Source organism: Longimonas sp., assembly GCF_040409695.1.
Taxonomy (GTDB): Bacteria; Bacteroidota; Rhodothermia; order Rhodothermales; family Salinibacteraceae; genus Longimonas.
Genome location: NZ_JARWGJ010000203.1, coordinates 1 through 21,586 on the forward strand (window position 1 = coordinate 1; position 21,586 = coordinate 21,586).

Here is a 21,586-nt window from a genome sequence, read left to right on the forward strand (position 1 = left end):
GAGGTCGGGGTCGGTGCCCTCAATGTGGGCGAGTACATTCTCTGAGGTCTTTGTGTAGGACTCCTGGTTGAGGTTGCTGGTGAGCGTCACGTCAGGTACGTCGAACACAACAGGCGCTTCTGTTTCGGCAATTTCGCGCTGCACCGATGCTACGCTACGGTCGGCGTCTGCCATCAGCTGGTTAGCAAAATCAGTTGAGATCATGTACACCGGTGGAATCTGCTGGGAGCGCTGGTTCTCGGAGAGCGACATGCTCCCTGGACCGTTAAACTCGGCCAGGATCCGTGCCCGTTCAGACACATCAATCGCCATGGGCCCGATGTCGGCAACGATGAGCACGCCTGCGGGCGTACCGGCACTGAAAGCGCGCTGTAGCTTTCGGCCGATGCTGTCGGTCCACTCCGATGGCTCGCTGGAGCCGGTGAGCAAGTGCGTGCCTTCTTCATCGACCGGGTCGCTACGCAGCATGAGGAGCCAGTTGCCCGTCACGTTGAGGTTGGCTTCGTCAAGGGCTGCATAGTCGTCATAGTCGTCGTGTGCAATGCCATACCCGCCGAAGATCAATCCGCCTTCTTGGCTGGGGGCGTTTCCAAATGCGAGAAAAGCATCGCTATCCGCCGGGCGCTCTGTATCGTAGGTGCTCGTTGCAACTGTAGTATCGTTGCGGGCTGCTGTAAGGGTAGCCTGCGTGGTGCGCGTGCCGTACAGAGGAAACGGCTGGAAGTAGCGTTCGAGCGCGCGTGGGTCATCGGTCTCTTGTGTACCTTTGGGGGCGAGCCCCATCTGGCGATACTGAGCGGCGAGGTATTCAGCAGCGAGTCGCTGGCCGGGCATACCCGTTTCGCGTCCCATAAAGCGATCGGACGCAAAAAAGTAGAGCTGTGCAGCCAGTTGCTCCGGATCGATAAGCGCCTGATAGGCCTGTACGCGCTCGGGCTCCTCATCCAATGTCGGTGTTGATTGCGCTTCAGCGGCGGGCGTCACAGCAAAGCCCAGCGCTCCGCATCCGATAAGAAGAGCAAGGACAAACGATCGAAGATTGGAGCGAAGGGGGGAGGCGGGCATCATAGCGCAACGAGGGTATGGAAGCAGTATGTAGGTAGAGAGCGCGCAGCGTGCGGAATGGCTTCAGATACGGCGAATGCGTTACGGTCGGGAGGGGGCAGACTCTGACGTAGAGGAGGCTGAGCGACGTCCGTTGCCGCCCAGGGGGTTGCGGAACGCTTGCTTGATCTCCTCAAGCTTCTCGCGCTCTTCCTCATCTTCCTGCTCCCCAAGAAACGTTCTGACGAAAGCCCCTCCTACGCCAACCATACCGCCCAGTATAAGGCTGAGCAATACAATGAGCGTGCGCCGTGGCGCGCTGCGCTGTGTGGGCGGGGCGGGCGCTTCGATAACCGTGAGCACAGGTTCGCTGCGCTGCAGCTCAATCTCGGCCTGCGTAAGCTGGGCTTGCAACTCACTGTAGAGGTCGGATGCGAACCGGACTTGCCGTTGCAGACGATCTTGCTCGGTGCGTAGGCGCGCTGAACGGATCTCGCGGTTGCGATCGTTAAACGCTGCGAGTCGCTCCTCGGCTTCCTGGAGATCTTCGCGGGCGCTGGCGAAGCGGTCTTCGATAAACTCGAGGTTGCGCCGTGATTTCTCGGTCCGAATAGCACGTACGCGATCGGAAAGGTGCGTTAGGAAGCTCTCGGCGATCTCTGCGGCACGCACCGGGTCGGCATCTGTCACCGAAAGCGTCATGACCCCGCTCTCCACATCGACCGAAGACGAAACCATATCGCCCACGGCCTCCATTGCGTCCTCTTCTGCTTCACTGGGGTAGACCATTCGGCCGCTTTCAGGATCTACCTCTACCGGCCGTCCTGAGGGTTCAGGACGGAACGCACGTATGACCTGTCCAGGCAGACCGATTGTGTAACGTCTGACTATATCGCCAATTCCGCCCTCTTCTTCCCGTTCGAAGTACTCGACATAGGTCAGTTCGGCATCTACGTCGGCGAAGTAGAACGTGTCGCGGGCTACCGCAAGCCGAACCTCGCGGCTGGTGAGAATACGCGGATAGGCTTCGGGGGTAAGACCACTTGCGCCACCTCCAACGTTGATACCCAACCCGCGCAAGGCGGAGAGTCCTCCAGGCACGCTTCCTGAGGGGGCGCCGTCGACCTCGCGGACGACCTCAGCGGTTGAGGTATATTCCTCGGAGGCTGCGAGGGCATACACCACGCCGAAGAGTGCAAACGCAATGACGCACCCGATGATAAATCGGCGGCTACGTGCCAGAACGACCAGTATATCGAGGAGCGAGATCTCTTCCTCGGCATATGGGCGCTCCGGATGGTCTGAGCGCTCGTGCGATGTCGAATTAGAAGGCTGGTCGGGCATAAACGAGAATCGTAGGAGGAATGCTGCGCAGAGAAACGTCGAACGTGTCGGTCAACCGGGCGGACCCGGCACGTTTCACCGTCGTCGGGTCAGTCAAACGTCAGTCAAACGCGCGTCCTGCGAGCACGATAATCGTGAGCGCGCTCGACAGAATGCCTGTAATTTCGGTGAGCGTACCGGCGAGGTCAAAGCGTTCTTCCTCACGCTCTCTTTCAGGCTCTTCTATCACCCGAATGGTCGCGCCATCTTGAACGCGCGGCGTGCGCCGAAACCAGCCCGTACGTACGCGGAAGGTAGCCCCGGATGCCTGTGTAAGAAGAATCGATCCGGTGTTTTCGCGGACGCCCCCGGCCCGGTCGAGGTAATACTCTACACGTTTACCGGGTTCGTGCTTGATGAGTCCCTCATTCGCGACATTTCCGCGCACGGCAACCGTGTTCGGGCGTGTAGGAATAACGATGCGATCGCCTGGCTGTACAATGACATCACTGGCACTTCGGCCTTCAAGGGCGCGCCGGATATTGCTGATCACCTGCTCATCGTCGCGTATTAGACGTCCGCCTTGGGCGTACCCTGTAGAAGCAATGCCACCAGCACGCTCCAGGATATCGCTCAGACGCTCATTGTCTTCGAGAATAGTGTAATCACCGGGAAAGCGGACCTCGCCTTCCACAGTGATAGACTCTTGGGGACGGAACGCGGGATCTTGACGTACGAAAACACGGTCGCGGTGTTGAAGATCAAACTGCCGCGCAGCCTGAAGCACGCGTAGCGAGTCATTCGCGGCAAAGCTAACGGGGTCGGTGTAAAGGGTGCCCCCCAGTGGAATCGTAATAGGAGTGGCGCGTGATGTGCCATCCTGGTCGGGACGAAGCCGCGTGACTTCGACCTGCCTGAGGGAAGCGCCTTCATCGAAGCCACCTGCCTGTAGCAGAGCATCTTCGAGCGTCATGTTGTCGCGATAGACCAGTCGGCCTCCGTCCTTTACGCGGCCGCGCACTTCCACGAACCGTTCTTCCAGGCGCTCAACCGTGGCCTGGTAGATGCGAATCTCATCACCGGGTTGCAGAGCCATGTTTGCATCCCCATCGCCTCGAATGGCATCGCCCAGATGAAACGGAATGACCTCCGTGCGGCTGCCGTCGGGCGATTCCCGGAAGAGATCGGCACGTCCCATAAACACTTGCTTGCGGTACTCCTCGTCGAAGAGCCCTCCGCCCCGAGAAAGCAGGTCGCGGACGGTCATGTCGCGCTGAAAGCGGTATACGTCGGGGCTACGCACCTGCCCGGAGATGCGAACGGTGCGCTCCTCGCGCACGGAACCGCGCAGCGCAACGTGAAGACTATCGCCGGCGCGGAGTACGACGTTTTGGGTAGGATCATCGGCCTGCACGGCGTCAAGGTCAAGGCTACGCACAACCGATTCCAGGTCATCATCGACCCGCGAGAGTTCGGCGCGGGGCATAAAGGCATCGCCGGTGAGTCCGTCGGCGGCGTCAATCAGGTCGCTGACTGTACGGATCCCATCGCCTAACTGGTACTCGCCGGGTTGGAACACGGCTCCGGTAACTTCGACCCTGTTAACACGCGTTGCAATGGCGCGGTCATCAATGTCGCGGATGGAGCGCACGCGCACAAAGTCGCCATCGTTCATGCGCACCTGCACGTTGCCTGAGCGCGCCTCGTTAAGGTTCATGGTAAGCACTTCGCGTGCCACGGAAGGGTCGTCGCGATCCTCAAAGGGAAGAATACGGTTGATTGTGAAGCGATCGGTGTAGGCCTCGGCTTCGAGTCCGCCCGCGTACTCGATCAGGTCAGCGAGCTCCTCATCTTCTCGGAGTTCATAGATGGCAGGGCGTTTCACTGCGCCCTCCAGCGAAACGGTGATTCCGCGCGGGGGCACGAATACGATGTCATTGTTCTGAAGGCGAACCGGGTCGTCGGCAAAGCCGCGCAGCAGATACTGGTAGAAGTCGACCGTCGATATCACCTCGCCATTACGAATCACCTGTACGTTACGCAGGCTCCCCCGGGTAAGCGGGCCGCCAACGCTGTAGAGTGCGTTAAACGCGGTGGAGAAGCTGCTCATTGTATATCCACCAGGCTGGGGGACTTCGCCAAGCACAAAGACCTGTACAGGGCGCAAGCGCGTCACAGTAAGGTCCATGTACGCGCTTGGTGGATCAGTTGTGAGCTGCGCGTAACTCCGCGAGAGCTGCTGCTTCATGTCTTCGCGAAGTTCAGAGAGGCGTTTGCCAGCAACGGTGATCTGACCGACCTCCGGAATATTTACGCGCCCCTCTCGGTCTACCGTGAGATCGTACTGGAAGTCGGCAGCACCCCACACCGTCAGGCGAAGCTCGTCGTTGGGGCTCACGATGTAGCTGTCGTCAACGGGACCTACAGCTTGGGGCTGAAACGCTTCGGGGATAGAGTCAAACAGGTCGTATCCAAAGTGTTCAAGCGGTTCGGGATCGGGGTCCTCAACCTCGGGATCATCTTCGATGGGTTCGTCGGTGAGCTGAAGGCGGCGCCCGGTCGAGATGACTACGGTGGTATCCTCGGTAGCTGCGCGTGTGAAGAACGACCAGGTACCTGCTGCATTGTCTTCCGGGACGGTAAGTGTCCCTTCCCAGCGGCCTTCCAGTACCGAGCCGGAGATGCGCCGGACGTCTTCTACACGTGCGGTATCTCCGTTCGCCGTGATGAAGAACGGGTCGACCTCGCGAATCGGCTGCTCGCTACGAAGAGGAATCTCAATAGCTATATCGGCGGGCAGGTCGCCTACAAAAATGCGTTCGGGATCGACCTGTACGCGCCCGTTGAGCACGGGGTAGGGTGGCGTGGTCATGGCCTCGCGATCGGTACGGCGTTCGCCACGCCGTCCGTCTTCGACGGCTTGCAAGAGCGCGTTGATGCGCGACTCGGGAATACCGAGTTCGCGGGCACGGCGTTCAGCTTGGTCGGGATCAGAGAGGTCGATGCCCAGCTCACGAGCCTGGCGTCGTGCATCGGCCTCCGACATACCGCGCTGGTCAAGTTCACGTTGTACCTCAGGAGGTACGTCTTGAGCAGTTGACGTTTCGGGCACAGCCGCCATGATGAGCAGCAGCGCAAGAGCCAGAAAGAAGGAAGTACGTGTCATGGTGGCTAAGTTAAACCAAATAGGAGGATGAGGCACCCGCTCATATAACGAAGACGGTTTCTCTACGAAATGGAAAGACGTGCTCGGAGGTACGGTGCATCAGCTCGTGAGAGCAGCAGGGCGAAGAGTATGACAGGGTGCACGAATATTGACCGTACGTAACGCAGAGAGGCGTCTACTGAAAACATCAAAGAAGGCAGGTAGTCCTATATCAGAAATACAACTCATCACCATGAAACGCGAACTGTACCGGAAAACAGCTGCACAAGTTAGCACATTTTTCGCGCGCATAGCTTTCGTGTGCATAGCACGTTGAGCACATGCTGTGTTGCAGTCGGCAGAAGAAGGGGCTTGCGAACAGCGCCTCTGTAAGAAACGAGAGAGAAACTGGAAAAATTGCCAGGTGCTGCCTACAATGTTGAAAGCCAGGCTCAGCATATAGCGCAATGCCAGCGCATCAAGCGGCGCGAGAATCAGCACGATTCACCCATTCCTGTTCAACGCCAGCCTACTTCTGTATATGACTACCTCGTTGTCTGCTGAATCAACGTCGCTCGCGCATCGGCATCTGCTGGACGTATCAGGCTACACGGACGCGGAGCTGCGACTTATCATCGCAACAGCACAGGACTACCGCAAAGGCGGCACCATCCCGGCATATCCAGATGCGACAGTGGCAACGCTTTTCTTTGAGCCCTCAACGCGAACCAAGACGTCGTTTCAGCAGGCGGCACAACGGCTCGCTGCACGCACGGTAAGTGTGGGGACTTCGGGGTCGTCGGTAGTGAAAGGAGAGTCTTTGAAAGACACAGCACAGACGATAGAGGCGCTGCAAGCCGATGTGTTTGTGGTGCGCCATGCATCGCCCGGTGCGGCTCACTTTGTAGCACAGCACACCGACGGCGTAGTAGTGAACGCGGGCGACGGAGCCCGTGCGCATCCCACACAAGCTCTTCTGGATGCGTGCACGCTCGCCGACCATTACGCTGACGTGAGCGGGCTTCACGTTGCGATTATTGGCGACATCACGCACAGTCGCGTAGCGCGCTCCAATATCCGTCTGCTCCGTACGCTGGGCGCTGAGGTCACGGTATGCGGCCCGCCCACTCTGCTTCCGGCTGAGTTAGAGGAGATGGGCGCGCACGTTACATACCGCCTTGAAGAAGCCCTTGAAGCCTGCGACGTAGCTATGGCGCTACGGCTGCAACTGGAGCGCCAGCGAGCCGGGCTTTTCCCGAGCCTGCAGGAGTATCATGCGCAATTCGGAATTACCACCGCACACCTGCACGCATATCCGGATCTGCGTATCATGCATCCGGGTCCGGTGAATCGGGGGGTAGAGCTTGAAGCGGCGGTCGTTGACCACGAGCGGACGATGATTCTGGACCAGGTGGCTAATGGAGTGCCTGTTCGGATGAGCGTGCTTGCGCTGCTCATTGAGGATGCTGGGTAGGGAGGCTGCGTAAGCACGCAGAGCTGGCGGGGAAGAAAGCCTCCTGGCAGGAGAGCCGGGCAACTATCCTCTATGGAATCCTATGCAATAGCATATCCTGCGCAGTGTGGGCGAACGATCGGAACATCAACGGTAAAGTGGTCCTGCTTCACACGTTTGAAACCGGCCTGCGAGATGGCGTGGTCGGTACGCCGGTTTGGGTGGCAGCCATCAAAGCACCGTTTCCAGAATGGCGTAATTCCTTCCTGCAGCGCATGGTGGCAGCTGCCGGGGGTATCGGCGATATGCTCAATAAATATGAACCGTCCGCTGGGACGTAGTAGTCGCCGAATGGATGCGAGCGCAGCCTGCACGTCGGGTACCGAGCACAGCACGAGTGTGCTAATTACGACATCGGCACTGCGAGGAGGCAGCGCGTTGGCCTCCACCGGACGCTCCAACACGCGCCCGGAGATCCCCTGAGTGTGCATCTGAGTGCGGATCGCCATATGCAGGTGCGGATTGGGCTCCAGCCCGATGTATGTGATGTCACGTTTCAGGTATGCCAGGTTGAGCCCGGTGCCTGGGCCTATTTCAACGACGGTGCCATGCAGGCCGCTCAGCAGGTGCGTTTTGCGATCGGCGTACACGCGGTGCTGTACGGTATCAATCGAGTGCAAGCCGCGCGCAAAGAGATATGAAGAGAGCGACATAAGAAGAGGAGATGCAAGGGGTACGGCGCATAGCTTGTGGGGGACGCTACAGCGGAGCTACGGGTTGAGCACAGTTACGTAGCGCCGCTCGTCATTTAGAAGGCTTACAGCTTCGCGCACCATTTCGTCCTCTGCAAGCGAGGAGGCGTAATAGCCGCGTGCCGTGAGATAGCGGCTACGGATCTCAGAAAGAAGACGAGCCATCAGGATATCGGCGTGCGCTTCGAACTGACGGTCGACGGAGCGTTGAAGGGTGCTCTGCAGACTGTTCAGCGCCTCCGAGGCGTCGGGGTGGTCGGCCGTTACGAGCGAATCGATGCGATTTGCAGCATCTTGCGTCTGCGTCTGATATGAGATGCCTTCGGCCTCAACCCAATCCCGAAATGAGGCTATGAGCGAGTCGCGCTCCCACCCGTTGCTTGGCGGACGCTCGTACGTGCGCGCAATGTGACTGGCGAAGCGAAAGAAAGCCCCTTCTTGGAGGAGCGCACGCTCCAGCGGGCTGGAAAATGTGTCGTCGATTGGCACGTCGGGTCGGATGCCCTGGCTTTCTTGCACGGGGCGTCCGGTTGTGGTTTCAAAGATCTGACGGGAGGCCGAAGGGCGGGCATCTGCTCCATTCGGGGCCGACTGAATGCTGCGTCCGCTCGGCGTGTAGTAGCGTGCGGTTGTCATCTTCAGCGATCCGCCGTGCGGAAGAGAGCGAATAACCTGTACAAGTCCCTTTCCAAACGTTGTTTGCCCGAGCACGATACCGCGGTCATGATCCTGGATGGCACCCGCAACGATTTCGCTGGCCGATGCGCTTCGTCCATTGACGAGCAGCACCAGTGGGACGTCTCCGTAGAGGGGCGGGTTGGTATTGCGGTACGAGCGATCAAGGCCGTCGCGTCCTTTGGTTGATACGACGACCCGTCCGCGATCCAGGAAAAGAGAGCTCACGTCAACGGCAGCGTTGAGGAGGCCGCCCGGGTTATCGCGGAGGTCGAGAACAAGCCCGTTAAGGGAGGCACGGCGCTGCAAGTCGCCGATGGCTTGCTTCACTTCGAGTCCGGCCTGATGGGTGAATCGCTCCACGCGTACGTACCCCATTCCATGCCGCGACCCGCCGATAAATCCGGAGTAGGGCACCGTGGCCAGCTCAACCGGCTCACGGCGCAGGGTAAGCGTTGCAGGGCTCTCGCCCAGTCGCAAGAGCGAAAGCTCAACGGCTGACCCTTGTGCCCCACGCAGCGCTGCCCGTACCTGGTTTAGCGACCATGAGGCAATCTCTTCACCATCGATATGTGTGATGACATCGCCAATAGAGATAGCGCGCTGGTCAGCGCTGCTCCCCTCTACCACAGAGGTGACCGCCACATGCTGGCCCCGGCGGTCAACCTGAACGCCGATGCCGATGAAGCGCCCACGCGTGAGCACGTCTACGGTAGCGCGGTCGTCCGGACTGATGTATGTAGTGTACGGATCCAGGTCGCTAAGCATTGCCTGCATGCCTGTTTCCATGAGGTCGCTCGGCGATACCGTGTCGACATAGGTGTTTACGATCTCTTCGAAGGCAGCAGACCAGATCTGAATGCTTTTTCGGACTTCGGCATCGGTCTCGGAGCGCGCCATGCCGAACCCAACGACCAGCCCAATCAGAGCAGCGATCGTCCATCCGATCACGGCATGTCGGAGTCGGGTAGGAGTGTTCAGCATACGGAAGAAAGAGAACCAGAATAGGGTGCAGGACTCGGTGCCTCTGCGACCGAAGAAGCGCGGCCCTTCGTACAACAGGTACTATGCAACAGGTAGGTAGAAAGCAAAGAGCGCGCGCACAACGTGCTTCTGCGTTGCTCGTGCGCCCCTTTGCGGCGTATCGGTCTTTCACGTACTTCAGACCGCTGCAGCTCGCCTTCGGCGCTTGTTCACATATACGGATACAAGGATCGAGAGCTCGTACAGCAGAAGCAGCGGCACGGCAAGCAGGATCTGCGTGAACGGATCAGGCGGTGTCAGTAGCGCTCCAAGCACGAGTACTACCAGCAGCGCGTACTTCCGATACGTACGCATGAGGTCGGGAGTAAGGAGGCCAACCTTCGACAGAAAATAGACAACCACCGGAAGCTCAAATAGCAGCCCCGTTCCGAGTGCCCAGAACGAGATCATGCTAAAGTACGTGATGATGTCGAACTGGTTGGTAATCTGAGGCGAGATCTCGTATCCCGCAAAAAACTGCAGCGCGATTGGCGTCAGTATCAGATAGCCGAAGGCAATACCTGTCAAGAAAAAGAACGTAGCAGCCCAAGACGCAAATTTCATGCCCTGACGCTCTTCCGGATAGAGCGCCGGTTCAATGAACTTCCACATATAGTAGACAATGATCGGTGACCCAGCGACCATACCTACGATGAGAATAGTACCGATGTCGGCAAAAAATTGCCCGGTGATGGTACGGTTCAGCAGTTCCAGTTCGCGTGCATCGTAGCCGAGCACGTCGTACATGAAGAAGTCAGGCCGCGTGGGCCCAATCAGTACCTGGTCTACGATCCACCGGCTGTAGATGGCGGTCAGGATTGTCGTGATAAGAACCCCAATCCCTCCTTTGAGAAGCGACCAGCGCAGCTCTTCCAGGTGATCAAGGAACGGCATGACCTCCTGGTCATCGGGCGACGAGGAAGACGCACCGGGGGCTCCGTCGCCCTGAAAAGACGAGGAGGCTTCGGTTGAGGAAGAAGGCGAAGGGCGGGTAGACATAAGTACAGAGCGTTAAGCCGAATCAGAGCTTCCGGTTGCCTTGTCGCGCAAGTTCAGGTCGAGCAATGAGTCGACCCAGAGGCCCTCCTTCTCGATGCGAGAGCGCCCGCGGCTCCAGGTGAAGTTGAAGAGCGTGAGCAAGCCATCTACGGTGTAGTTGGCTGCGTGCAGGCGTTCCAGCGCATCGGCGGCGCTACGACCACTATTGATGATGTCGTCGAGCAAAACCACCGGTTCGGAAGGATCTACGGGGCCTTCAACGATGCGGCGTCGCCCGTGCGGTTTTCGTTCATCACGAATCAGGCCGCCTCGAAAGATAGTGTCGCCAGAAGCTCCAACTACAGCACATACGAGGGGGTGAGCTCCAAAGCCATATCCAACCACCTGGCGGATGCCTTTTGCCTGCAATCGCTTAGCAAGCACAGTCCCTACTTCGCGAAACAGTGCGCCCTCGAGCATAGGCACACGCGTGTCCAACAGCCACCCGATGGGCTGCCCACGCGGGTCGGTGATCAGCTCGTCTTCGCGGCGGATAAGCGCTTTGTCGTACAGGCGACGCCCAAGGTCCACCAGCTCATCGTAGGCAGTTGGAGAGAGCGCGTTGTGTTCCATCGAAGGCATGTAAAACAGACGGGCAGGTAGGACGGGGCAGGCAGCGTACGCTATTGTGTGTTATCAATGCGTGTTATCAACCGCTCGACGCGCCCGTGCGTTCCCCCTGCAGATGCCGGTTTGCACTCGGTTGCAGAGGGGGACACAGCTTGTCGCGCCGGATCGAGCCGGGGAGGATTCATTCGGCACACGCGGTAGCAAACGGGCATGCAGGTGCAGCTACATTTATAGGTGAATTACACGGTTGCGAAGTCGTACAGCGGATGGGCGTCGCACAGCGAGCGCACCTCTTGACGAACCGTCTGCCGGATGCCCTCATCGGCAGGAGAAGAAAGCACCTGGTCAATCAGTTCGGCGACGTAGCGCAGATCATCGGGCGTAAAGCCGCGCGTTGTAAGCGCGGGCGTGCCGAGGCGGATGCCGCTTGTTACAAACGGACTTTTGTCGTCGTAGGGCACCATATTTTTATTGGCCGTAATGCCTGCATCCTCAAGTGCATGCTCTGCATCCTTGCCGGTGAGGTTTTTGTTGCGCAGGTCAATTAGCACCAGATGGTTGTCGGTACCGCCGGATACGAGGTCGTAGCCACGTTCGATGAGCGCTTCAGCGAGCGCCTGCGCATTGTCAATGATCTGCTGCGCATAAGTAGCAAAGTCGTCTTGAAGCGCCTCGCCAAACGCAACAGCTTTTGCAGCAATCACGTGCATGAGGGGGCCGCCCTGGGTACCGGGAAAGACGCCCGAGTCGAGCACTTCGCCGAGCATCTTGGTGCGTCCGCTCTTGCGGGCGGTAATCCCGAACGGATTCTCAATGTCGTTACCAACGAGCATCATACCGCCTCGCGGTCCGCGCAGGGTTTTGTGGGTGGTCGTGGTTACGACATGAGCATGGGGCATTGGGTCGTTCATCACACCGGCGGCGATGAGGCCGGCGGTATGCGCCATATCCATCCACAGCAGCGCCCCCACCTCGTCGGCGATGTCGCGGAACGCCTCGTAGTCAAAGTCGCGCGGATAGGCGCTCGCTCCAATCGAGAGCATTTTGGGCTGCACCTCCAGCGCCCGGTCGCGCACCTTGTTCATGTCGATGCGCCCCGTATCCTCCTCAACGCCATAAAACGCGGCCTCGTAGAGGATGCCCGAGAAGTTAACCGGGCTGCCGTGGGTGAGATGGCCGCCGTGAGCCAGGTCGAGGCCGAGTAGCGTATCGCCCGGTTGCAGCGCTTTGAGGTAGAGCGCAGCGTTGGCCTGTGCACCAGAGTGCGGCTGTACGTTAGCCCAGTCGGCATTGAAGAGCTGCTTGGCGCGGTCGCGCGCCAGATTCTCTACGACATCCACGTGTTCGCATCCGCCATAATAGCGCTTGCCGGGAAGTCCCTCGGCGTATTTGTTGGTGAGGGGCGTGCCCATGGCTTCGAGCACAGCACGCGACACGAAGTTCTCAGAGGCGATCATCTCCAGCCCGTCGTTCTGGCGCGCCACCTCGTCCTGGATAGCCGCGTACACATCGGGGTCTTGCGTCGAAAGGGAATGCGAGGGGAGGGTAGACATATCAATCGGTACGTGTTGGAAGGAGGGTGTAAAAGGAAAGGGGGAGAACGCCCCGAACCCGCATCAGTCGCCCGCTCAGTCGTCGGTGTCAAGCTGAAAGAAGCGGTTGCCGAGACCAATCCACTTCAGGTCGGGCTCGCCATTTTCATTGATGTCGATTGCGTAGGTGCTGGCTACAACGTAGTTAGTGCGTGTCGTGAAGTCGGGGGCTTGCGAAGCAAGCGCGCTTCCAGCAAAGCTGCCTACAGCGTCGCCCAGCCACGACTCGTCGCCGATCTCGCTGCGGATGAGCTGCGCAGCCTCATCCTCTACGTGTTTCTCAAACGCTGACATATCGGGATTGGTGAACACGAGCGCCACGATGAGGGCCAGCAGGGTGAACGTGATAATGCGCATGGGCCAGGTATGAAGATGAAGAAACAGGAGGGGGGACGTCAGTGGGTCAGCGCATACGTGAGTATGTTCACGCCCATCTGCATGGCTGCACGCCGCAACTCTGGGGGGGTGTCGTGCACGGAAGGCGGCTCCCACCCATCCGTGATGTTGGACTCGTACAGATAGTAGACCACCAGGCGGCCTTCGTGAAAGAGCCCGAAGCCCTGGGGCGGCTTCCCATCGTGCTCGTGGATTTTTGGCGGGCCGTCCGAGAAGTCGTACGGATGATGATAGATCGGATGGCTATACGGCAGTTCCACAAACTCCTGTTCAGGGAAGACTTTTTCCATTTCCGGACGAATGTACGGGTCGAGTCCGTAATCGTCGTCAATGAAAAGGAACCCTCCTTCTTCGAGGTAGTGCCGCAGACGCTGCGCCTCTTGCTCGGTGAAATCGACATTTCCGTGTCCGCTCAGCACCAGAAACGGGTAGGTGTACAGCCGGTCGGTGCCAAGTTCTACTACTTCGCCCTCGGGGGCGACATCGATGGCCGTGTGCTCGCGTACGAACGAAAGAAACGTGGGCAGAGGCGTTTGGGCCTGGTACCAGTCGCCACCGCCTCCGTACTTCACAGCTGCAACGGTCACATGCGGATCGTCGGCACGCTCTATCACCGCTGCGTTACGATCTGCGCCATCGCCGGTGTCTGGTGGCGAGGCAGCAACTGCAGGCAAAGCGGATGCGGACAGAACGAGAAGGCAGACGCTCAGGGTTCCGAGGATACGCCTCCACGCTGTATGGCAGCCAGTACAAAACGAGCGTTTCATAGCGTGAGCGCGCGGATGCACGATCGAATGAGATTAAGTCGAGTGAAAAATCAATACGCTATACGTCGGGCACGGGCGCATGTGCCGAACCATAGAAGCGTGCCTCATGTAATGAGAGCGTGCCTCTGGTGCTCAAGCCTTTGCTTCTGTTGACTGATTCCCGGTTTTACCTATGTCGCGTGTTCTGAAAGCCCTTCTTATTTCTGCTGCTGCAACAGGAGTAGCGGCGCTGGTTTTGCGCCAGCTCGACCTTGAAAACACACCGTCTCCTGAGCTCGACGACCCATTCTCTGGCATGGATCCGGATGCCATGCCAGAGGAAGATGTCGAGCTGCTCATGCGCGAACTGGCCTCGCAGTTGGGTTTGTAGATACACGCCTTGATCGTTTACTCGCTTCGCTCCACATATGTCTGAACTCCGCGAATGCCCGTCGTGCGCGCTGGAATACGAAGATACCGGCGACGTAGAGGTGTGTCCGTACTGCGGGTATGAGTTCCCGCAGCGCAAGAAGTCAACCATCTGGGCGGCTCTGCTCTTTCTGGCACTGATGATTCTGTTTGCGCTGTCCACGTTTTAGGCAGTGTGCTTTCAGGCAGTGTGCTTTTAAGCAATATGATGCAGGCAGTGCTGCAAGCCGTAGCCGAAGGTATGCTGCGAGAGCCGCCGGCAGATGCCTTTTACGCTATTGTGGGTACTCTGTTGTGGGTACGCTATTGTGGGTACTCTGTTGTGGGTACGCTATTGTGGGTACTCTGTTGTGGGTACGCTATTGTGGGTACAATGGGTACAACATTGTGGATGCGACCGTCACACCGGGCCCTCCATACGCTTACTCTTTACTGCTATCCCCGCTCGTCTATATATGCCTGACTCTCCACTCGGCACGCTCGCGCCCCGCGATTTTCTCGACACGTACTGGCAGTCGAAGCCGCTCTTCATCCGAGATGCCTTTCCCGATTTTGTGTCGCCGGTCGATGCCAACGAGCTGGCCGGACTCGCCTGCGAACCGGATGTGGAGAGCCGTATCATCATTGAGGAAGGGGGCGCGCACCCATGGGAGCTGCGCCATGGGCCGTTCGACCCGTCAGTGTTTCAGACGCTTCCGGAGACGCACTGGACGCTCCTCGTGCAAGAGGTGGATCGCCTGCTTCCCGGAGCTGCTGCGCTGCTCGACCATTTTGACTTTGTGCCGTCGTGGCGACTCGACGACATCATGGTCAGCTATGCTCCGAAAGGAGGCAACGTAGGTGCTCACATTGACAACTACGACGTCTTTCTGCTTCAGGCTGCGGGCGAGCGCGAGTGGGGGATCGGGCACACGCCGATACAAGACGAGCAGATCGTGCCAGACCTTGATGTGCGCATGCTGGCTGATTTTACCCCCGACGAAACCCTCACTGCGCGCCCCGGCGACCTGCTGTATCTGCCGCCGCGCGTAGCGCACCATGGCATCTCGCAGAGTGACGACTGCCTCACCATATCGGTTGGGTTTCGCGCGCCCAGCCACCGGTCGCTGGTACATAGCTTTGTGCAAGATGCGATCCAGCAGATCCCAGAGCAGGCGCGCTACAGCGACCCCGATCGTCCCCTTCCAGCGGCTCCCGGAGAGCTGCCGGTCTATGATCGCGAACGAGCCCGGAAGATCATTCGGGCGCGCGTGCGGTCGCTTCTGTCTGATGACGAAGCGCTCGACGACTGGTTCGCCCGCACCATCACGACACCAGCGCCCGGACGCGACGCCTCGCTGCGCCCAGAACCGCTCTCGCCGGAAGCGCTACGCGATGCGCTAAACAGCGGTACGGGACTGCGTCGCGGACCGGTCGCGCACCTTGCGTATGTGCCGCACGACGATGGCACGGCCACGCTTTACGTGAATGGCAGCGCACGCGAACTGGCGGAAGCGACAGCGCCTGTTGCGCCACGCATCGCCGGGCGGGCCCGCATCCCGGCAGGAGACCTGGTGGACCTCTTGGATCAGGCACCGGTCCAGAAGCTGCTTGTACAGCTGGTGAACGAGGGTGTGCTTGAGCTGGATGAAGAGCTGGGCGCTGCCTAATCTGTCTCTGTCAAATATACATGACTGGTCCCGTTATGCAACCGCTCCCTGACGTCCACAAATCGTACCGCGCGGGTTTTGCGTCTCTCTGTAGCGACGCCCGTATGCTGTGGGCATCGGTAGCACCGGACGTGCTGCTCACGTCGCCTGAGCCGCAGGCATGGTCGGCCGCACAGTGCCTGGCGCACCTGAACGCAGCCGCACGCCCGCTTGTCCCTGCGCTGGAGGCACGCGTCTTCAAGGCACAGCGCTACGGGCCATACGGCGACCCGCCGTTTCATTACCGCTGGTATGAACGCCTCTTTATTGCTTCGGTAGCTCCCGAAGGGCGCATTCCTATTCCAGCACCCCCTGTGTTCTATCCACCCCCCGAGCCTGATGCAGAAACGGTGCTGGACACGTTCTGCGACTATCAGCAGCGGCTGTCTGTATGCGTGGCACGCAGCCAGGGGGTCGACTGGGAGCGTGCCCGTGTGGCGTCGCCGGCACTGCCCGTGCTGTACCTGAGCATCGGAGCATGGTTTGAGGCCACGCTCAACCATGGGCGCCGTCACCTGCGCCAGGCGAGGCGTGCCTGCGGCCTCTCCTCTGGGACGTCTGAAATGGCTCGCGACGAAGCTGCTTCGTAGTCAGTAGAACCCGCCCCACGTTCTCCTGCTGCACGTTTTCTCCGACTCCCCCCACCGATTACTCTGTCGCCGTATGGCTTCCCCGCTTGCAGACCCTCGCATGTTTCCCGACGCTACCGAACTCGCCGAGCGCGTCCAAACGGGTAAAACTACCGTGCCCGAGCTATTACAGACCCATGTGGAGCGATTGAAGGCAGTGCAGCCTGCGCTGAACGCAGCCACCGACTGCTTAACGGATCGTATTCAACGGGCTATTGAAACGCCTCCCGAAGGCCCCTGGGCTGGAATCCCAGTGAGCGTGAAAGAAACCTACGGACTCAAGGGCGAGCCGCTCACGGCCGGGTCGAAACGAGCGCCTACGCTGCATCCAGACGAAGACGCTGCGCTCGTGAAGCAGATCACCAGCGTAGGAGGCGTGATCTGCGCGCGCGGCAACATCCCGGAGTTTGCGATGACGCACGAAACCGAAAATCTGCTCTATGGACGCACGCACAACCCGCTAAACCCAGACCGGAGTCCGGGTGGGTCGAGTGGGGGCGATGCTGCGCTGGTGGCTTCGGGGGCTGTGGCAGTCGGATTCGGGTCGGACCTTGGCGGGTCGGTGCGGCATCCGGCGCACTGCTGTGGCATCGTAGGGTTCAAGCCCGCCTCGGGCGATATTGACGATACGGGTACCTGGCCGCTTATTGATGAGGAGCCCCCCGAGCCCCTCCTTGCCGATAGCATGCTTGCGCTCGGGCCGCTAACGCGATCGGTGCGCGATGCCAAGCAGGCCTACGAATGGGCACGCGGGCGGTCGCTGTCTGAAGCGCCTCCGCTCGATACGCTGCGGCTGGTAAAACCGGCCGACTTCACCATGACCGCCCGCGAGCGCCTCATCCCGGCAGCGGTTGACTATAGCCGCCGACAGTTAGAGCAGGCAGGCCTGCGCAGCGCTCCGATGCGACTGCCCGACGCCGGTGCGCTCTACCAGGCGTACCTCACCGTGGTGGTGCGTGACTACGCTACTTTTCTATATGACTCGCTCACAACGCGCGACGGGAAGGCTCTGTCTTGGGCCCGTGAGTCATGGCGGCAGCTACGCAAACGGCCAACTGTGCACTGGTACCTGTTCCGGCTTCTTGCGGCCATGCATGCGCTTCGTCCGGATGCGCAAGCCGGTTGGGCGGCAGAGGCCGAAATTCAGCAGGCCCGGCGCACCATCCGCGATCAGCTGGGCGACAACGGAATCGTGCTGCTTCCGACCAACGGTACGCTCGCCATGAAGCCCGGCGACGCAGCAACGTACATGTCGCGCCCGGGCATACGCGGGCTCTTTACGCCGACCATCTATCCGAACGTTCTCAACCTGCCTGCGATCACCGTGCCGGCCTGGACGCATCAAGATGCACGTACGGGATTGGTGCCAGGGGTTCAGCTCATTGCGGCACCGGGCAGCGAGGCTGCGCTATTTGCAGCGGCCGAAGCCCTCGAATCGCATCTGCGCGATATGCCGTAAGAGCCAGCACCCGCATCCCTCTGTTTCTACTCACTCTTTTATCCGTGTCTCATGGTTTCTGAACTATTTGATGCCAGCGCCTGGAAGCCCGTTGAAGGGTTCGACTTGACCGACGTAACGTACCATCGTGCTCGCAATCAGGGAACGGTGCGCATCGCATTCAATCGCCCCGAATCGCTCAACGCGTTTCGCCCGAAAACGGTCGACGAGCTCTACCGCACGCTCGACCACGCCCGCCAGACATCAGACGTCGGCACCGTCCTGATCACGGGCAACGGGCCTTCGAAAAAGCACGGCAAGTGGGCGTTCTCTTCGGGGGGCGACCAGCGGATCCGGGGGAAAGACGGCTACCAGTACGTTGACGGGGAAGGCGAGGCCGACCCGGCACGGCTGGGGCGGCTACACATTCTGGAAGTGCAGCGGCTTATTCGCTTCATGCCCAAAGTCGTTATTGCGGTCGTGCCGGGATGGGCCGTGGGTGGGGGGCACAGCCTGCACGTGGTGTGCGATCTCACCCTGGCCAGCGCCGAGCACGCGATCTTCAAGCAGACGGATGCCGACGTTGCCAGCTTCGACGGAGGGTTCGGGTCGGCCTACCTGGCACGCCAGGTTGGGCAGAAGCGAGCCCGTGAGATCTTCTTCTTGGGCCGCAATTATTCGGCCGAGGAGGCCGTAGAGATGGGAATGGCCAATGCCGCTATTCCGCATAGCGAACTGGAGGCGACCGCGCTGGAATGGGCGGAAGAGATCAACACCAAAAGTCCGACAGCTATCCGAATGCTGAAATATGCATTCAACGCGATCGACGATGGCATGGTGGGCCAGCAGCTCTTCGCGGGTGAGGCCACGCGCCTCGCATACGGCACCGACGAGGCCCAAGAGGGGCGTGATGCCTTTCTGGAAAAGCGCGACCAGGATTACAGCGATTTCCCGTGGCACTACTGATTTTTTCAGTGGGAGGCGAACGCTCCGCATCCCCCGAACAGATACTTCTGATACGACACACAACAGCTGCTAACAATGACTGATACGATTCAGAACATCCGTGGACGTGCCGTGCCAATGCTCGGACTGGGCACATACAAGCTCACCGGGCAAGCCTGTCGCGAGGGGGTAGCACACGCGCTCACGATGGGATACCGTCACATCGACACAGCGCAGATGTACAAGAACGAAGCGGACGTCGGGGCAGGTATTGCGGATGCCCCCGTTGCACGCGAGGATGTCTTTTTGACGACAAAGGTGTGGCACACAAACCTGTCGCCCGAGGACGTGCGCCGCTCGACCGAAGAGAGCCTCCAGCGGCTCGACACCGACTACGTGGACTTGCTACTGATTCACTGGCCCGCGCATCTTGATGGCGATCATGATGCGCTGCGAAGCACCCTGGATGCGTTTGTGGCGCTACACGAGGCGGGGCACGTGCGTCATATCGGAGTGAGCAACTTCTCGATTCGGTTGCTCAACCAGACCGTTGATCACTTGCCTGCGGAGGCGCCGCTGTTTGCCCACCAGGCAGAGTACCATCCGTTTCTGGCACAAGAAGCAGTGCTGCGCCATGCACGCGAGCACGACTACCTGTTTACGGCATACAGTCCGCTCGCGCAGGGAGATGCGCTACGCAACGATACGCTGCAATCCATCGGAGACCGCCACGGGAAGACGGCGGCCCAGGTTACGCTTCGGTGGCTGCTTCAGCAGCCCCAGGTGTCGGCGATCCCCAAAGCAGGAAGCGCATCGCATCGAATTGCGAATCTCGGCGTGTTTGACTTTGCGCTTTCCGACGACGAGATGACAGCGATACACAACCTGGGGCGCGGAGAACGACGCATAGACCCGGCATTTGCCCCCGCGTGGAGCACAACGTAGAGCACAACGTGGCGGGTCGTCTGCTTGCTTCGGTGTTGACCGGGCCACAACCGAGCAAGTCTAACACGCTGTAACATATAGCGTGAAGCAGCACGTATAAAGACAAACGTGGGTGCGGCGCAGCGTACAGCCTGAGTACATGTAAATTACACCATAGGCAGATAGGTCTTCACGCTATGGTCTTGAACGTCGTTATATGGTGACGAGCTGAACAGGTATACTGTATTTCGGTAATATGTAGCGCCGTATTCGTTTATCCACACACGCCTCAAAAACCAATACTATGGCCAACTCAATTAAAAAGACGGCAGACCTTGTCATTAAGAAAGTAGGGTTTTCGATTCTGCAGTTCATTGAGCGTGTCGTGGTTCGGTACTCGCCGCATGGTAATCCTACGTTCTTTGATAACGACGATTTTGACTGGACCGAGACGCTTTCGGAGAACTGGGAAACCATTCGTGAGGAACTGGACGAGGTTGTCCTGAAAAACCGTGATCAGCTTCCGAACTTTCAGGAGATCTCAGAAGATCAGACCGCGATTACCAATGACGATGATTGGAAGACGTTCTTTTTGTATGGGTTTGGACACAAAGCAGAGAAGAACGCGGCCCGTTGCCCGAAGACCACGGAGATCATTGAGCAGATTCCGGGAATGAAAACGGCTTTCTTCTCGATTCTGTCGCCTGGCAAACACATCCCTGCACACCGCGGTCCGTACAAAGGGGTAATTCGCGCGCATCTGGGTCTGAAGGTGCCCGAACCGAAAGAGCAGTGCCGCATCCGTGTCGGAAACGACTACCGCCACTGGGAAGAGGGTGAGGTGATGCTCTTCGACGACACGCACGACCACGAGGTGTGGAATGACACCGACGGCGAGCGCGTCGTCCTCTTTCTGGATGTGGTGCGCCCGCTCGACCCGCCGCTCGACCGCATCAACCGGTCGATTATCAACTTGATCAGCAAGTCGCCGTTCGTGCAGAACGCAAAAGAGAACCAGGAGCAGTGGGAACAGAAGCTGGAGCAGGAGAAGGCAGCCGAGGCGGCCGCTGCGTAAACGGAGGTCGATCTACCTTGTATGTCTCCCTATGTCTCCCTATGTCTCCCTCATTTGATCAAATCTGCTATGCCCGATATCGTCGTGCGCCGTGCCACCCTTGCCGATCTCGACACGATTGTCAGCTTCAACGCAGCGATGGCGCGCGAAACCGAAGACAAACCGCTCGATGAAGATACATTGCGACGAGGGGTGCGCGCAGCATTGCACGATGAGAAAAAGGGACGCTACTGGGTTGCGATGCGCAGCAATGAGGTGGCCGGTGCGCTCATGTGTACTACAGAGTGGAGCGACTGGCGATGCGGTATGTTCTGGTGGATTCAGAGCGTGTATGTACGCCCAAGACACCGGCGCCAGGGCGTATTTACAGCGCTATACCGGAACGTGTACACGACAGCTAAGCAGGACGCTGACGTATGCGGGCTGCGGCTCTATGTCGAAAAGGAGAACACGGGGGCCCAACAGACCTACAGGCATCTGGGTATGGACCCCACTGCGTACGACATGTACGAGGTGGAGGTGTGAGGTGCAAGGTGGGTCGCAAGGGGCGACCCACCAACCCTCGAGAAGCTGCTTGATTTCTTAAGTAGGTCAGCAAAAAAACATGTACACCTTGTCATCGCGAGGAGGGAGCGTGCGACCGACGCGGCGATCTCATGCGCCTGTTAGAGTGGTTTATTCTGCTTAGAAGGCACAAGATT

At 59.1% G+C, this 21,586-nt stretch carries 19 protein-coding genes and 1 pseudogene; 10 read left to right on the forward strand and 10 right to left on the reverse strand.

The annotated features are described in order from the left end of the window. The 3 genes and pseudogenes from PPP56_RS12430 to PPP56_RS12440 all read right to left on the reverse strand — a co-directional run. Positions 1-1,068, reverse strand: a pseudogene (locus PPP56_RS12430) (M28 family peptidase); the annotation flags it as partial. Between the two features lie 78 nt (positions 1,069-1,146). Next, positions 1,147-2,388, reverse strand: a complete 1,242-nt coding sequence (locus PPP56_RS12435) for a Wzz/FepE/Etk N-terminal domain-containing protein (protein WP_353564372.1) — start codon at positions 2,386-2,388, stop codon at positions 1,147-1,149. Between the two features lie 100 nt (positions 2,389-2,488). Further along, positions 2,489-5,533 (reverse strand): SLBB domain-containing protein, encoded by a 3,045-nt coding sequence (locus PPP56_RS12440; RefSeq protein ID WP_353564373.1) that lies wholly within the window; start codon positions 5,531-5,533, stop codon positions 2,489-2,491. A gap of 520 nt (positions 5,534-6,053) precedes the next feature. On the opposite strand from PPP56_RS12440, the gene PPP56_RS12445 reads away from it, so the two are divergent. Beyond that, positions 6,054-6,986, forward strand: coding sequence for an aspartate carbamoyltransferase catalytic subunit (locus tag PPP56_RS12445; RefSeq protein ID WP_353564374.1), 933 nt, complete (start codon positions 6,054-6,056; stop codon positions 6,984-6,986). An 80-nt stretch (positions 6,987-7,066) separates the two neighbouring features. Here the strand turns inward: PPP56_RS12445 and PPP56_RS12450 are convergent, their stop codons facing one another. The 7 genes from PPP56_RS12450 to PPP56_RS12480 all read right to left on the reverse strand — a co-directional run bounded on the left by PPP56_RS12450 (position 7,067) and on the right by PPP56_RS12480 (position 13,685). Beyond that, positions 7,067-7,678 (reverse strand): class I SAM-dependent methyltransferase, encoded by a 612-nt coding sequence (locus PPP56_RS12450; RefSeq protein WP_353564375.1) that lies wholly within the window; start codon positions 7,676-7,678, stop codon positions 7,067-7,069. 57 nt (positions 7,679-7,735) lie between these two features. Continuing rightward, positions 7,736-9,376 carry a S41 family peptidase gene (locus tag PPP56_RS12455; RefSeq protein ID WP_353564376.1) on the reverse strand — a complete coding sequence of 547 codons (1,641 nt, stop codon included), beginning with the start codon at positions 9,374-9,376 and terminating at the stop codon, positions 7,736-7,738. A 177-nt stretch (positions 9,377-9,553) separates the two neighbouring features. Continuing rightward, entirely contained in the window at positions 9,554-10,414 is an 861-nt protein-coding gene (gene tatC, locus PPP56_RS12460; protein WP_353564377.1) for a twin-arginine translocase subunit TatC, read from the reverse strand. A 12-nt stretch (positions 10,415-10,426) separates the two neighbouring features. Continuing rightward, positions 10,427-11,035 (reverse strand): orotate phosphoribosyltransferase, encoded by a 609-nt coding sequence (locus tag PPP56_RS12465; RefSeq protein WP_353564378.1) that lies wholly within the window; start codon positions 11,033-11,035, stop codon positions 10,427-10,429. 227 nt (positions 11,036-11,262) lie between these two features. After that, a complete protein-coding gene (glyA, locus tag PPP56_RS12470; protein WP_353564379.1) occupies positions 11,263-12,576 on the reverse strand; it encodes a serine hydroxymethyltransferase in 1,314 nt (437 codons plus the stop codon). A gap of 75 nt (positions 12,577-12,651) precedes the next feature. Continuing rightward, positions 12,652-12,972: a DUF4359 domain-containing protein gene (locus PPP56_RS12475; RefSeq protein WP_353564380.1), complete on the reverse strand. Its 321-nt coding sequence runs from the start codon at positions 12,970-12,972 to the stop codon at positions 12,652-12,654. 38 nt (positions 12,973-13,010) lie between these two features. Further along, positions 13,011-13,685, reverse strand: a complete 675-nt coding sequence (locus PPP56_RS12480; RefSeq protein WP_353564381.1) for a DUF4159 domain-containing protein — start codon at positions 13,683-13,685, stop codon at positions 13,011-13,013. 265 nt (positions 13,686-13,950) lie between these two features. Between PPP56_RS12480 and PPP56_RS12485 the strand changes: the two genes are divergently transcribed. From PPP56_RS12485 to PPP56_RS12525, 9 genes are all read left to right on the forward strand, one after another. Further along, the gene (locus PPP56_RS12485) at positions 13,951-14,148 is read left to right on the forward strand and encodes a hypothetical protein (RefSeq protein WP_353564382.1); all 198 of its coding nucleotides are present in this window, start codon (positions 13,951-13,953) and stop codon (positions 14,146-14,148) included. Between the two features lie 37 nt (positions 14,149-14,185). Beyond that, entirely contained in the window at positions 14,186-14,356 is a 171-nt protein-coding gene (locus PPP56_RS12490; protein WP_353564383.1) for a zinc ribbon domain-containing protein, read from the forward strand. 285 nt (positions 14,357-14,641) lie between these two features. Continuing rightward, complete coding sequence (locus PPP56_RS12495) at positions 14,642-15,835, forward strand: ribosomal protein uL16 3-hydroxylase (protein WP_353564384.1); 1,194 nt, start codon at positions 14,642-14,644, stop codon at positions 15,833-15,835. Between the two features lie 104 nt (positions 15,836-15,939). Continuing rightward, positions 15,940-16,464 carry a DinB family protein gene (locus PPP56_RS12500; protein ID WP_353564385.1) on the forward strand — a complete coding sequence of 175 codons (525 nt, stop codon included), beginning with the start codon at positions 15,940-15,942 and terminating at the stop codon, positions 16,462-16,464. 73 nt (positions 16,465-16,537) lie between these two features. Continuing rightward, on the forward strand, positions 16,538-17,962 hold the full coding sequence (locus PPP56_RS12505; RefSeq protein WP_353564386.1) for an amidase: 1,425 nt from the start codon (positions 16,538-16,540) through the stop codon (positions 17,960-17,962). A gap of 51 nt (positions 17,963-18,013) precedes the next feature. Beyond that, positions 18,014-18,907, forward strand: coding sequence for a 1,4-dihydroxy-2-naphthoyl-CoA synthase (locus tag PPP56_RS12510; protein WP_353564387.1), 894 nt, complete (start codon positions 18,014-18,016; stop codon positions 18,905-18,907). A 75-nt stretch (positions 18,908-18,982) separates the two neighbouring features. Then, on the forward strand, positions 18,983-19,831 hold the full coding sequence (locus tag PPP56_RS12515) for an aldo/keto reductase (RefSeq protein WP_353564388.1): 849 nt from the start codon (positions 18,983-18,985) through the stop codon (positions 19,829-19,831). 283 nt (positions 19,832-20,114) lie between these two features. Then, positions 20,115-20,885, forward strand: coding sequence for an aspartyl/asparaginyl beta-hydroxylase domain-containing protein (locus PPP56_RS12520; RefSeq protein WP_353564389.1), 771 nt, complete (start codon positions 20,115-20,117; stop codon positions 20,883-20,885). Positions 20,886-20,954: 69 nt separating this feature from the next. Beyond that, a complete protein-coding gene (locus tag PPP56_RS12525; RefSeq protein ID WP_353564390.1) occupies positions 20,955-21,410 on the forward strand; it encodes a GNAT family N-acetyltransferase in 456 nt (151 codons plus the stop codon). Positions 21,411-21,586: the final 176 nt, after the last annotated feature.